This window comes from Arcicella sp. LKC2W (assembly GCF_034931005.1).
In the GTDB taxonomy this organism is placed as follows: domain Bacteria; phylum Bacteroidota; class Bacteroidia; order Cytophagales; family Spirosomataceae; genus Arcicella.
The window spans coordinates 481,794-495,746 of the sequence record NZ_JAYGIN010000001.1 but is presented as its reverse complement, the minus strand read 5'-3'; the positions used below and the strand labels follow the sequence as shown (position 1 = coordinate 495,746).

Sequence of the window (13,953 nt, the reverse complement as noted above, 5' to 3'; positions counted from 1 at the left end):
GGTGAAAAACCGCCGTCAGGGTTACGGAAGAAGACCCTGACGGCGGTTTTTCACCCCGTCAGCGGTTAATTTGGGTCAAATTTGCATTTGCATTTTTAAGTACATAATTCCGAAAAAATTTTCTAACAGATGAGTTGTCATTTCTGGAAGAAATCGAAATGTATGATGAGTATAATAAAGTGTGAAAATGATTTTGGATTTTAGGTTGAATAAACGAGTCGTAATTTTATCCAAAAATTACTTTTTACTGGAAAATGGGTATTTATAATTGCAAGTTATTGATTTGTAGGTGATTATAGGAATAGTTCGTTCACTTGTCTAAACGCTAACCTCTAAACTGCATCCTCTAATTTTGCCGTCTTACACGGTTCTGCTAAATTTGAGTTCTGAAAGAAATTTTAACCAACGAAATAATAAACAAATCTATGGCATTATTACAGAATAAGGTCGTTTTAGTAACTGGGGCTTCAAGAGGAATAGGAAGGTCAATTGCTTTCAAAATGGCTCAACAAGGTGCAAATGTAGCCTTCACGTACCTTTCTTCGGTTGAAAAAGGACAGGCTCTTGAATCAGAATTGGCAGCTTTGGGCGTTAAAGCAAAGGGCTATCGTTCTGATGCGTCAGATTATAAGCAAGCCGAAGAATTGATGAATTCGGTGATTGCTGATTTTGGCACAATAGATGTATTGATAAATAATGCAGGAATCACGAAAGATGGTTTGTTGATGCGTATGTCCGAAGAACAATGGGATACCGTTATTCAAGTAAATCTAAAATCAGTATTTAACCTGACAAAAGCGGCTACAAAGCCAATGATGAAAGCCAAATCTGGTTCAATTATCAATTTAACTTCCGTTGTTGGTATTCGTGGTAATGCTGGGCAAGCTAATTATGCGGCTTCAAAAGCAGGTATTATTGGTTTTACCAAATCTGTCGCTTTAGAATTAGGCTCAAGAAATATTCGTTCAAATGCCATTGCACCAGGTTTTATTGAAACCGAAATGACTGGCGAACTTAATCACGCTGCTACGGAAGAATGGACAAAATCTATTCCTTTGAAGCGTGGAGGACAACCAGAAGAAGTAGCAGACGCTTGCGTTTTCTTAGCTTCTGATATGTCTCGTTACATCACTGGGCAAGTGCTTCAAGTTGATGGCGGAATGCTTACTTAGCAGTTGTCAGTTATCAGTAAACAGTTGTCAGATTCTCTAACGACTGTTTATTGACTACTTTTGTTTTACTGATAACTGATAATTGTTTACTGATAACTGTAACTATGAAATTCGATTTTCTTTTTCAATCTTCTCCTTGGTTTATTCCTCTTTGTTTATTGGCGGGTGGCTTGTATGCTTTTGCACTTTATCAAAAAAACACAAATTGGTCAAAGACACAAAACTATCTGATGAGTGCCTTTCGGTTCGTATCGGTAAGTTTGCTTTGTCTTTTACTATTGAACTTTTTGATTCGTCAAATCACGCAGACTGTTCAGAAGAAAACAGTCGTGATTGCTTTAGATAATTCGCAATCTATGTTGGTTTCGGGGCAAAAAAATCTTACTGATTTAGTGGCTAATTTGAATAAATTGAAAGAAGATTTAAAATCAGAAGAATATAATATTGCATTTGCTTCTTTAGATGACGAAACGAATCAAAGTCTTGAAAATCTGAAATTTAATAAAAAGACAACAGACCTTTCTGGGTTACTGTCGGGCGTAAAAAATGCCTTTGAAGGAGAAAACTTAACGGACGTTCTGTTAATTTCCGATGGTATTGCCAATCAAGGTGTTTCACCTGCTTCAAATAGTTTCAATTTTGCCGTTCATACTGTTGGTTTAGGTGATACCATTCCTAAAAAAGATATTGCAGTTAAATCCGTTTATGCCAATAAAGTGGCTTACTTAGGGAATAAATTTCCTGTACAAGCTGATGTTTCGGCTTTTGGCTTTTCTGGTAAAAGTACAAATGTGTATTTGAAACAGGGTGGTAAGGTTTTGGATAAACAAACGCTTGTTTTCAAGCAGAATGACGATTTAAAAACGGTTACTTTTAACACAACTGCTAATCAAATTGGCGTACAACATTTGGTTGTCGAAACCGATGTTTTAGGAGGTGAATTTTCGAGCAGAAACAATCGTCAAGACCTCTACGTGGAGGTTATTGATGGAAAAGAGAAAATTCTTTTGCTTGCTCTCGCTCCGCACCCTGACATAAAAGCATTGAAAAGTATCATTGAAAAAAATGAGAATTACGAATTAGATATTAAAGTTTTGACGGAAAATCCAAATCCCGACGTTGCGTCAAAACCGTATGATTTGTTGATTCTTCATCAACTCCCTGATTATTTCAACTCTTATTCAAATATTTTCAAGCCAATTATCGACAAAGGAACGCCAACAATGTTTGTTTTGGGCAATCAGTCGGGTACAAGTTATTTGAATCAACTGAACCAAGTAATGCAAATAAGTTCACAGGCTGGACAAAGCGATAAAGTTACAGGAGCTTATAATCAGGCTTTTAAATCTTTGAATTTTGAAACAGAAAAAATGCAGTTAATCAATAAATTACCGCAGATTTCTGTCCCATTTGGAGAGTTTAAACTTTTGCCAAATTCCGAAGTAATTCTTTATCAAAAAGTAGGTTCAGTACAAACGCAAAAGCCACTTTTTGTAGTAAATACAGGAGCGAAGAAATCGGCAATATTTACGGGTGAAGGACTTTGGGCTTGGCGTTTAGAAGAATATCAATTGACTGATAAACAGGAAGTTGTCGATGACGTAGTATTGAAGGTTTTACAATTTATTTCTGCCAAAGACGATAAACGAAAATTACGAGTTTATCCAATCAATACCGAGTTTTTATTAGGAGAAAAAGTAGTTTTTGAAACAGAAATTTACAATGCCATTTACGAGAAATTGTATAATTTACCTATCAAATTAGAAATCAAAGACGAAAAAGGTGTCGCTCGTAATTTTAGTTATTCGACTTCTCCTGATAATACCAAATTTGAAATTAGTTCACTTCCTGCGGGCGTATATCGCTACCGTGCGAGTACGACTGTTTTGGGTAAAGCAGAACTTTCGGCAGGTGAATTTGTTATTAAAGATGTTCAATTAGAAAACTTAAATCTAACGGCAGATTTTGATGGTTTACGTCAACTTTCTACCAAAACAGGAGGGAAGTTTTTCAAGAATAATCAATTTGAAGAAATCAAAAAGACCATTTTAAATCATAAAGTTCCTGAGAAAATAGATGCCACCGAAGACTTGAAAGAAATGATAAACTTACGTTGGATTTTCTTTGTAATTCTGGCACTTTTAACGGCAGAATGGGTGATGCGGAAGTATTTGGGAGGGTATTGATTTTTTGAAACTGTTATTGAATATGAAAAAAATACAAGACTTCTTTGAAAGGTATAATACTATCAAAAGGACTAATATTCCCCGAAATGCAATTTTACAAATAGAAAATATCATAGGGTTTCAAATTCCGAATGACTATAAATTTTTCATTGAAAATTATACGGTATTTGAAAACTCAGTAGGACAAGAATGTCTCCAACTATGGGGGTTGGAAGAAGTAGTTGACAATAACTTACAGTATGAAATTTTTGAATACCTACCGAAAATATTAGGTATTGGTACAAATTTGGGAGGTGAATTTATTGCTATCGAAAAATTAAATGAGGATACATTTAGAATTGTACTTTCCCCGTTAATTGATTTAGATAAACAGTATCATATAAAAATTGGAGACTCATTTACTGATTTCATCGAAAGAGTAGAGGATGGAAAGGAATGGTTTGTATAGTTAATGATAAAAGACTCAAACATTATTTGTTTGAGTCTTTTTATGCTCTTTTGAATTTCATTTACAGTACAATTTTTAGATTTTGTAATATATTTCGTCTGCAATCATGATGACAATATCAATTAGAAGTTGATTTGATTCGTTTTATATAATCCTCAATTTTTTGAACAGGCAACTTAAAGGCATCAGCAATGAAATTTGCATCTAAACCTTTTTCAATTAATCCTTTTACGTGATTAAAAGTATTATCTTCCCTAATCTGATCTGCAATCGTCATGGCAATTTTGTTTACGTTTGTTGAAACTTCTGTAAATATAGGAGTTAAATTGGCTTGTGTCAAGTTCAAAGCCGTTTCGATATAGTAGAAAACGGTTTTGATAAATTCTAATTGTTTGTCGGCATCCAAACGATTGAGTTTTTCTGCCCAAAAGGACGATAATCTCAAAAACTCATCTTCTTTATCATGACTATGTTTGAGTAGCATGGTTGTCATACTTAGCAATAAATTCTGGAAATTAGCAATTTGACTATCTTCAATTTTGTCGAGTGTAAACAGTAAATAATCAAAATCTGGAATGAATTTCTCCAAAGAAGGATGCAAACCTTTGAAGTAACTTTTCATAGATTTATATTTCCAAGTACCTTCTCCATGATGAATAATGATGGGAATAACTACCGATAACTTCTTTTTCTGCTTTCGTTCTTCTTTCCAAATATTGAGAATATACTGCAATAATTGCAGATGTGGATATTTGTGAACGTAAGATTTATGTTCAAATAAGAGTGTTACCAAGGTCTTTTGTCCTGCAAAATCTGTTTGATAAACGATGTCAGCTAAATGTTCTTCTAATTCATTATCTGTAAAGGAATCGTTGACTCTTTTAAGAGCGGAAATGTTTAGTCTTTCTCGTAGTTCAAGCGGAAAAACTTCTTCTATAAAACTTTGGGCGACTTCTAAACGAGAGAAGGTTTCTCTGAAAAACTTATCGTGGGGATTATTAATTTGATTCATAGGATGTATATTATTCCGAGAATTAATAAAAAATCTACAAACTGTCTTAATTTCGCTGTCCAATTACACATATAACATTATGAATATAGGAGATAGAGTACGTCTCATGCGAGGTCGTGAGGAAGGAATTGTTACAAAAATATTAGCCAATGGGCTTTTAGAAATAGAAATTGAAGATGGTTTTACGATTCCCGTAAAGACTTCTGACGTGGTGATTATCAGTGAAATGGAGCAGAAGGTTTTTAATCCTACTCCTGTTGCCAGATTTGAACCACAACAAAATATTGACCGTCGTTTACCGACCAATGAAATTTTGGCAAATCGTGGGGTTTATATGGCTTTTGTGCCTGTAAACGACCGTGAATTGTCGCAACATCTTATCAATAATACAGACTGGGATATTCCATTTATGCTTTCGGTTGGTTCAGACCCACATCATAAAGGTTTGGCGGCTGGCGTTTTGAAACCTAAAACTTTCATTAAAGTACAAAATGTTTTGGTGAAGGATTTTGAAGACTGGGGAACGTTTGTTTTTCAAGCCTTTTATTTCCGTTTGGCATTCATGAAATTGCCCGACCCGATTATTAAACGATTGAAATTTAGAGTCAATACTTTTTTCAAGAACAAATCTAAAGCTCCCTTGTTGAATCAAGATGCTCATCTTTTTCAATTAGATGCAGAGGATTCTGTAAATCCAGTAAGTTTTAAAATTGACCCTGATAAAATCATTGAACAGATGTTTGAAAAAGAAGCACCTGAACCGATGAAATTACCTTCAAAGCCTTCATTGTCGATTGATTTACACATTGAAGTTTTGACGAAGGACTCATGGGCGATGACCAATGCAGAAATGCTTACTTTGCAAATGGGTACTTTTGAACGTCAGTTTGAAGCGGCAATAGCCAATGGAATGGACGAAATTACATTCATTCATGGGGTCGGGAATGGCGTTTTGCGTGATGCTATTCATAAAAGACTTTCAGGCAATAAAAATGTTCAATATTTTGAAGATGCCCAAAAAGACAAATTTGGATATGGAGCAACGAAAGTAAAAATAAAGTAATTTGACCATTAAACATCCCGAAAATTTCAAATTTTTGGGATGTTTTTTTATAGACCATTCCGTATTTATCATTCATATTTATACCTAATTTTACGGTTAATCGTTACTTAAAAGAAAGATTATTTATTATCACAACAATGAAACATACCCTAATTGCTCTAATCTCGGTCATAATTTTACAAGGCTGTGCCAGTTCTTCAAGCCCAAGTACAACTTCTTCCAGTGGAGGTGCAACAAACGGCACTAATGCCAATCCAGAAGCCCCAAAAGAATCATATATTTATAAAGGAAAACAAGTGGAAAAAAATGTTTCAACCATCGGAATCCCCTTTGAAATTACGATGGCAGACGTTGAACGTCAAATCAATGTTAATGTGAAAGATTTAGTTTTTGAAGATAACAGCATGGAGGATAATAATTATGACAACTTCATGTGCAAAGTATTTAAGAAAGAAGCTATTTCGGTAACTGCTCAAAATGAAACATTTACTTTTACCGTTCCATTAAAAGTTTGGGCAAAAGTGGGATATAAAGTAATGGGAATATCAATTCCTCCGCAGGAATTAAACTTTGATTTTAAAGTAAAATTTGGAACAAAATTCGCAATTGCTCCCAACTGGGAAGCCTCAGTACAGAGTTTTCCAATCGGTTATGAATGGGTCAAAAAACCAACGGTTCGTTTAGCAGGCGTAGAAATTCCTGTGACAGGTTTAGTTGAAAAGGCTCTAAATTCAAAGCAAGATGCTATTTTGAAAGCTTTGGATGATGCCGTTCGTAAAAATGTAGAAATAAAAAAGTACATCGTTCAAGCTTGGAATACCGCCATGCAACCGTATTTACTTTCTGAAAAATACAAGACATGGTTGAAAGTTACACCAACAGAATTACAAATGACCCCGCTGACGACGGTTAATAATAAGATAAAAGCAACCATTGGTATTAAAGCGTTTACCGAAACAATAACAGGGGTAAAACCGACTTATTTACCCGTAACAACTGTTCCTGATTTGAAATTAGTTTCGCAGATTCCTGATGATTTTCAAGTGGGAATTATTGCTGAGATTCCTCTTTCAGAAGCAGCAAAGCTCACAGGAGATACTTTGGTAGGACAAAATTTTTCCTTTAAAGATGGAAAATATAATGTTAAAGTAACTGACATTGATATTTATGGAGACGGTGATAAAATGGTTATTAAATCTGGACTCTCGGGAAGTATTAATGGGAAAATCTACTTCAAAGGAACGCCCGCTTACGACCCTGCCACTAAATCCGTTTTCTTAGACAATTTTGATTATGACTTGAAAACTAAAAACGTTTTAGTGAGTACCGCAAACTGGTTTTTTCAAGGAAAATTCGCCAAAAATATGAAAGAATCCATGACTTTTAATATCGGAGGACAAATTGACGAAATGAAAAAACAAGTACAAGCAAACTTGAATAAACCCGTTTCAAAAGGAGTTACACTTAATGGAAGTGTTGTTGATTTAACGCCAGATAAAGTCTATTTAACACCTAATTCTATTATTGCCGTAATTAATGCGAAGGGTAAATTAGACATTAAAATTGATGGATTGTGAGTTAGAGATTGTGAGATTGATGCTTCAAATTATCGAATTTTTGAAAATAATGACGCTTTACTCATAACTCATGACTACTTTTGCAGTAGAAAATAAATCATCTTATCGCCTTTGAGCAATCAAGGGAGGAAAGTCTGGACAACGTAGAGCAGCGTGCTTCCTAACGGGAAGGTATTAATTTGGAGACGAATTGATAACAGCAAGTGCAACAGAAAATTACCGCCAAACTTCGGTTTGGTAAGGGTGAAAAGGTAGAGTAAGAGACTACCGCTTGTTTGGTGACAAACAGGGCGTATGTAAACCTCACGTGTTGAAAGACCAAATAGGCTGACAGTTGTAGGGCTGCTCGCCTGATGTCAGTGGGTAGGTCGATAGAGCGTATCGGTGACGGTGCGTCGAGATAAATGATAAGACTTTTTAGTGAAATATCTAAAAATGACAGAATCCGGCTTATAGATTTGTTTTCTAAATATTCAGACTTGGAGTTGTGTAAAAGTCCAAAGTATGAAGTCTTCAGTCCTAAGTACGATGCTAAGTTATAGCGTAAAATTTGGAGGCTTTTCATAAGACTTAATACTTAATACTTTTTACGCAATCTCAAGTCTTTTGTTTTTTAATTAAATAATTATTGGAACGTCTTGCCAACTCCTTATTTTTCACTATCTTTGCACTCCAATTTACAATTACCATAACCGAAGGACGGGTTCCTTCACTAAAACGTAAATAACAGATGGCTGTTAAAATTAGATTAGCACGTCGTGGACGTAAAAAATTAGCGATGTATGACATCGTAGTAGCTGACGCAAGAGCTCCACGTGACGGTAAATTCATCGAAAAAATCGGTACTTATAATCCAAACACAAACCCAGCTTCAATCAATTTGAATGAAGAAACTGCTTTGAGATGGATTATGAATGGTGCGCAACCTACTGATACTACTCGTGCAATTTTGTCATATAAAGGTGTTTTATTGAAAAAACACTTACAAGTTGGTGTTAACAAAGGTGCAATCTCTCAAGAAATTGCTGACACTAAATTTGCTGACTGGAAAGTAACTAAAGACGCTAAGATTACAGGTAAAACTGATTCATTGGATGCAGCTAAAGGTGCTGAAAAAGCAGCTCGTATGGCAAGAGAAACAGAAATTAACGCTGCTCGTGCTGCCGCAATTGCTAAGAAAAACACTGTAGAAGAGCCAGTTGCAGAGGTTGAGGCTGAAGTTGAAGCACCAGTTGCAGATGCAGAAGCTCCAGCAGAATCGGCTGAATAGTTTTTCTAAAAAATAAGATTTTAAGAAATGATACAAGACTCTTTTAAAGTGGTTTTGTATCATTTTTTTTTGAATATTAATGTAGAACAGGTTTTTTGCCTGTCAATGCCCAACAGGTTGGAAACCTGTGCTACTATAAAATGACGAAAGAAAATTGTTTTGAATTAGGGAAAATTACAAAAACTCACGGAGTAAGAGGTGAGCTTGTGTTATGGCTTGACGTAGATTTTCCAGAAGATTACGAAGATTTAGAAAGTATATTTTTGGAAGTAAGAGGTGAATTAGTGCCATTTTTTATGGAATCATTTCGTCTTTCTGGAAATAGAGCTATTGTTCAATTTGAAGATATTGATACCTTTGAAAAAGCAGAAGGAATGATAAATCTTCAAGCTTTTTTACCTTTAGAAGAATTGCCAGAATTGGACAAAGACCAATTTTATTATCATGAAATTATTGATTTTAAGGTAATTGACAAGAATTTGGGTGAATTAGGTACAGTACAAACTGTCCATTCTATGCAAGCTCAAGATTTATTAGTAATGGATTATAAAGGAAAAGAAGTGTTTGTTCCTGTAATTCCTGAAATTGTCTTGAATGCAGAAAAAGATAAAAAAATATTAAATGTTAATTTACCAGAAGGTTTATTAGAAGTTTATTTAGAAGATTAATGAATGATAAAAGAACGAGGGAATTATAGAATTGAGAATTAAATCATTAAATAGAGAAATTTAAACGCTTCATTTAATCACTCATTCACGCATTCACTCATTCACTCTTTTCATGAGAATAGATATTATTTCAGTAGTGCCAAAATTGATGGAAAGTTTTTTTGGACATTCTATCCTAAAACGTGGACAAGAAGCAGGTCATGCAGAAGTTGTTTTACATGATTTGCGTGATTATACTACCACAAAAAGCCGCCAAGTTGATGATTATGCTTTTGGTGGTGGGGCAGGAATGGTGATGCTTGCAGAGCCAATTGCCAAGTGTATCCGTCAGTTGCAAAGTGAGCGTGAGTATGATGAAGTTATTTATATGACTCCTGATGGAGAAACTTTCAATCAACAAACAGCCAATAGTTTGTCTTTAGGCGGAAATTTGATTTTTCTTTGTGGACATTATAAAGGAGTTGACCAACGGGTGAGAGATATGTTTATTACTAAAGAAATTTCTATTGGTGATTATGTGCTTTCTGGAGGAGAGTTGGCGGCTGCTGTTTGTGCTGATGCCATTATTCGCTTGATTCCTGGTGTTTTGAATGATGAAACCTCTGCTTTGACAGACTCTTTTCAAGATAATCTTTTAGCTCCACCTGTTTATACTCGTCCTGCTGAATTTGAAGGAAATAAAATTCCAGAGGTACTTTTGTCGGGGCATGAAGCTAAAATTAACGAATGGCGTTTTGAACAATCCATAGAACGTACCAAAATTAGAAGACCTGATTTATTAGGAAAAACGGGTTTGTTTTAAAAATGAAATATGATACTTTTTGATGAAATTCTCAATAAATTGATAAAATCTATATTAATTAAACAAGAAATTTATTAATCTGATATTTTTTTTTCAAACAAATATATTATATTGCACTCCCAATTGATTATGTAATATATTCAAGAAGGGCACCCAAATAAATAATGATTTAGTGTTGTTGATGACGTGTTGAGAATGTGTAAACACAAATCATTTTGAATGACGAAAAAACAAAGTAAGGATTATAATTCGGAAAGCTCGACGTTGATAACGTTGGGCTTTTTTGTTTTACCATACTTCAATGGAAGAATATTGATATTTACTATTGTTGGAACTTGTGCTTTATTTTGTCTTATTATTTAAAACAAGATATTCGAACATACTGATTTTTTAATGGTTGTTTAATAAAATTATAATCACATTATTCGCTTTATTGTAAGGTAAAAAGGCTTTTTGGCATATTAATTGAGGTTTTATTAGTTTAATTTTTTTATTTAGACACTTCATTTTACCAATCATAATTCTTTCAAACCGCCATGAAGAAAGAGGAGAAACGGGATATTGCTTTTTGCAATTTTATAATATTTTGCAAACCCCTTCATTTTAAGAAATTAAAGAATTGTGTCTTTAATTTGAGACTAATTTATGTATTCTTCATAAAACCAATTCGCTGGTTAATTCTTTTTAGACAGAAATTTGACTCAATATTTTTAAGGTTGACATTCTACCTTCCCAAGCGTTATCTCTCCGTATTATTTAGTTTATTATTTGTATTGATTACCAATTCTTCATTTGGACAAGGGGGAACTTTCGCTTGGTTTAATGGAACTTCTGGAAATACATGGGCAGCAACCGATGTTAGTAAAACTTATACAATTAGTTGTGGAACAGGTTGTAGCGTAAATGTTACCATGACAATTATTGACCCTAATAATAGAAATTGCGATCCTGATACTTATACCACCAATCCATTTGATACAGGAAATGGCTGTTTGCCTTATCCGAATGGAGCAAATGTGGAAGTTGATAATGTAACTGGCAATGGAAATATTTTAGACCCTTGGGATTCTGACTGTAATCCGTTTTTTACCCAGACAAATGGTGCGTATGGCGTGAATTATTTGACTTTTGCCATGAATTCCTTTACCCATTTAGAGGATGTTACCATTAGATTTACTTTTTCTAAGCCAGTATTCTTAGATAATTTTACAATTGGAGATATTGACGGAAGGACACTTCAACAAGATAGAACTCAAACTTTGACTGGTTCTCCTCAACCATTATCTCAGTATGAATCACCTGGTAATTCATATCAAGATGAAGTTACGGTGACCGCCATTGGAATGACTGGTAATGTAGCCGTCAATTATTCGGCTTTAGGTTCTTTAACAACTCAGGTAGGACAAACGGTACGGTCTGTTTATAATAATAATTCGGTCAATCTTACACCAGATGATGTTAAGGGAACTATCACCGTTAATACCGCTGATGCTATTACTCAATTAGATATTACTTATTCTAACGGTCCAGATGATGGAGCTGCTGAACAAGCAAATCCAAGTTTTTACAGTTGGTGGGCTAATGGAGGAACATATATGCTCTCGGATGGAAGAACAATAACACAACCTGCAAAGGGGGCAACTAACGGAACAAGTGATAATCATGCTATCCGTATTTCTGGTTTTAATTTTACCGCTTGTCCCGATTTTGCTTTTACCAGAACAAATGCAATAGTTTGTGCAGGCAAAACGGCTAACATCGGTATCACACCTGCCAATGGAACTGCTCCTTATTCTTATACTTGGACTGGTCCAAATGGGTTTACTTCAACAAGCCAAAATCCTGTGATTCCTGCTATTACGGCATCGCAAGCAGGTGTTTATAGTGTAACGGCAGTTGATGCTAATGGTTGTATAGGTACTTCTACGGCTTCGGTTATGGTTAATCCTTTACCAACGCCAACAATTATGGCTAATGCGACAACTTGTGTTGGTTTGAATCTAATTTTAACTTCTGGTGGCGGAGGCACATACGTATGGAATGGCCCTAATTCATTTACATCAAATGTTCAAAATCCAACAATCACTAATCTTTCTACCAATGCAACAGGAACTTATACGGTAACGATAACTGGAGCGAATGGATGTACTGCTTCTGCTACTACTCTCATTACGGTCAATCCCAATCCTGTTCCAACGGTGAATAGTCCCGAAATATGTGCTGGAGCAAGTACGACTTTAACGGTAGGTAATTGTTCAGGTACAGTTACTTGGGATAATGGTTTATCCGCAGGAGCGAGTGTAACGGTTAGTCCGAGTGCCACCAAAATTTACACGGCAACTTGTACGGTAGGCAGTTGTACAGGCACTGTGGCTTCAACAGTTACGGTCAATCCCAATCCTGTTCCAACGGTGAATAGTCCCGAAATATGTGTTGGAGCAAGTACCACTTTGACGGTAAGTAATTGTTCAGGTACAGTTACTTGGGATAATGGTTTATCCGCAGGAGCGAGTGTAACAGTTAGTCCGAGTGCCACCAAAATTTACACGGCAACTTGTACGGTAGGCAGTTGTACAGGCACTGTGGCTTCAACGGTTACGGTCAATCCCAATCCTGTTCCAACGGTGAATAGTCCCGAAATATGTGTTGGAGCAAGTACCACTTTGACGGTAAGTAATTGCTCAGGTACAGTTACTTGGGATAATGGTTTATCCGCAGGAGCGAGTGTAACAGTTAGTCCGAGTGCCACCAAAATTTACACGGCAACTTGTACGGTAGGCAGTTGTACAGGCACTGTGGCTTCAACAGTTACGGTAAAACTAAAGCCAACGCTAAGTATTTCAAGCGTAGTATGTTCGGCAGATTTAACTACATATACCATAACTTTTAGTAGTGACGGTATCGTTTCGTCAAGCTCAGGTAGTGTTGATAATACCGCCAAAACAGTTTCAAATATAGCCGTAGGTACCAATGTGGTATTAACAGCTACTTTAAATGGTTGTATTCTTGATGTTCCTGTTACGAGTCCAAGCTGTCCTTGTCCAAATGTACCCGCACCTGTTAGTGGAGGTAATAAAGTAGTTTGTTCAAATACAAGCATACCACCTTTGACCGTTACCGTTGGAAACAATGAAAGTGCCAATTGGTATAATAGTAATGGAGTATTGGTTGCCAGTAATACATTGTCATACACGCCCACAACAGCAGGAATTTATACTGTTGAATCTTATAATTTGACAAATAATTGCAAATCATCAACCAGCGTAAATATTTCACTTGTAATATCGCCAGCACCTACAATAACCCCAAAAGTTAAGCAGGCTACTTGTTTTATTAATACTGCAAATAATGATGCTTCAATTAGTTTTACTACATCGGTAGGTGACAAATATGGTATCGTACAAGGGGCATCTTATAGTGGTGCTTCGTATGGAACTGCGGCTGCATTAGTCGTAAATGCAGGTAGTTTGACGGGTATTTCCAATCCATCTGTAGCTACACAATATACCATTAGAGTATTTAATGGAAGTAATACTTGTTTTACTGACGCAACAGTGGTGCTTAACACAACCATTTGTTCAATTGTTTGTGAGCCATTAAAATGTTTACCTTTAAAAATAGAGATTAAAAAATAAGAAAATTATCTGTTTGCAAATACAAAATATCGGGAAAGGAAAGGGGGATTGATTCTAAAAAATAATTCCTGTATCACTAAAACCTAAAACGCTCAAATGTTAATTTGAGCTTTTTAGGTT

General features: G+C 35.4%; 10 protein-coding genes and 1 other RNA gene. 10 read left to right on the top strand and 1 reads right to left on the bottom strand.

Features of this window, described 5'->3' with window-relative positions; genetic code table 11:
- Positions 1–425: 425 nt before the first annotated feature.
- From fabG to VB796_RS01740, 3 genes are all read left to right on the top strand, one after another.
- Entirely contained in the window at positions 426–1,172 is a 747-nt protein-coding gene (fabG, locus tag VB796_RS01750) for a 3-oxoacyl-[acyl-carrier-protein] reductase (protein WP_323344785.1), read from the top strand.
- Positions 1,173–1,276: 104 nt separating this feature from the next.
- Complete coding sequence (locus tag VB796_RS01745) at positions 1,277–3,358, top strand: VWA domain-containing protein (protein WP_323344784.1); 2,082 nt, start codon at positions 1,277–1,279, stop codon at positions 3,356–3,358.
- A gap of 22 nt (positions 3,359–3,380) precedes the next feature.
- A complete protein-coding gene (locus tag VB796_RS01740; protein WP_323344783.1) occupies positions 3,381–3,806 on the top strand; it encodes an SMI1/KNR4 family protein in 426 nt (141 codons plus the stop codon).
- 118 nt (positions 3,807–3,924) lie between these two features.
- On the opposite strand, the gene VB796_RS01735 is transcribed toward VB796_RS01740, so the two are convergent.
- Positions 3,925–4,818 (bottom strand): Rpn family recombination-promoting nuclease/putative transposase, encoded by an 894-nt coding sequence (locus VB796_RS01735; RefSeq protein ID WP_323344782.1) that lies wholly within the window; start codon positions 4,816–4,818, stop codon positions 3,925–3,927.
- A 79-nt stretch (positions 4,819–4,897) separates the two neighbouring features.
- Here VB796_RS01735 and VB796_RS01730 point away from each other — a divergent pair, with 79 nt between their 5' ends.
- The 7 genes from VB796_RS01730 to VB796_RS01700 all read left to right on the top strand — a co-directional run bounded on the left by VB796_RS01730 (position 4,898) and on the right by VB796_RS01700 (position 13,833).
- Positions 4,898–5,881, top strand: a complete 984-nt coding sequence (locus tag VB796_RS01730; RefSeq protein WP_323344781.1) for a DUF2027 domain-containing protein — start codon at positions 4,898–4,900, stop codon at positions 5,879–5,881.
- Positions 5,882–6,018: 137 nt separating this feature from the next.
- Positions 6,019–7,458 (top strand): DUF4403 family protein, encoded by a 1,440-nt coding sequence (locus tag VB796_RS01725; RefSeq protein WP_323344780.1) that lies wholly within the window; start codon positions 6,019–6,021, stop codon positions 7,456–7,458.
- Positions 7,459–7,547: 89 nt separating this feature from the next.
- An RNA gene (rnpB, locus tag VB796_RS01720) (RNase P RNA component class A) lies at positions 7,548–7,927 on the top strand.
- Positions 7,928–8,188: 261 nt separating this feature from the next.
- The gene (locus VB796_RS01715; protein WP_323344779.1) at positions 8,189–8,728 is read left to right on the top strand and encodes a 30S ribosomal protein S16; all 540 of its coding nucleotides are present in this window, start codon (positions 8,189–8,191) and stop codon (positions 8,726–8,728) included.
- Between the two features lie 140 nt (positions 8,729–8,868).
- On the top strand, positions 8,869–9,396 hold the full coding sequence (gene rimM / locus VB796_RS01710; protein ID WP_323344778.1) for a ribosome maturation factor RimM: 528 nt from the start codon (positions 8,869–8,871) through the stop codon (positions 9,394–9,396).
- Positions 9,397–9,508: 112 nt separating this feature from the next.
- Positions 9,509–10,198, top strand: a complete 690-nt coding sequence (trmD, locus tag VB796_RS01705; protein ID WP_323344777.1) for a tRNA (guanosine(37)-N1)-methyltransferase TrmD — start codon at positions 9,509–9,511, stop codon at positions 10,196–10,198.
- A gap of 716 nt (positions 10,199–10,914) precedes the next feature.
- The gene (locus tag VB796_RS01700; protein ID WP_323344776.1) at positions 10,915–13,833 is read left to right on the top strand and encodes a hypothetical protein; all 2,919 of its coding nucleotides are present in this window, start codon (positions 10,915–10,917) and stop codon (positions 13,831–13,833) included.
- Positions 13,834–13,953: the final 120 nt, after the last annotated feature.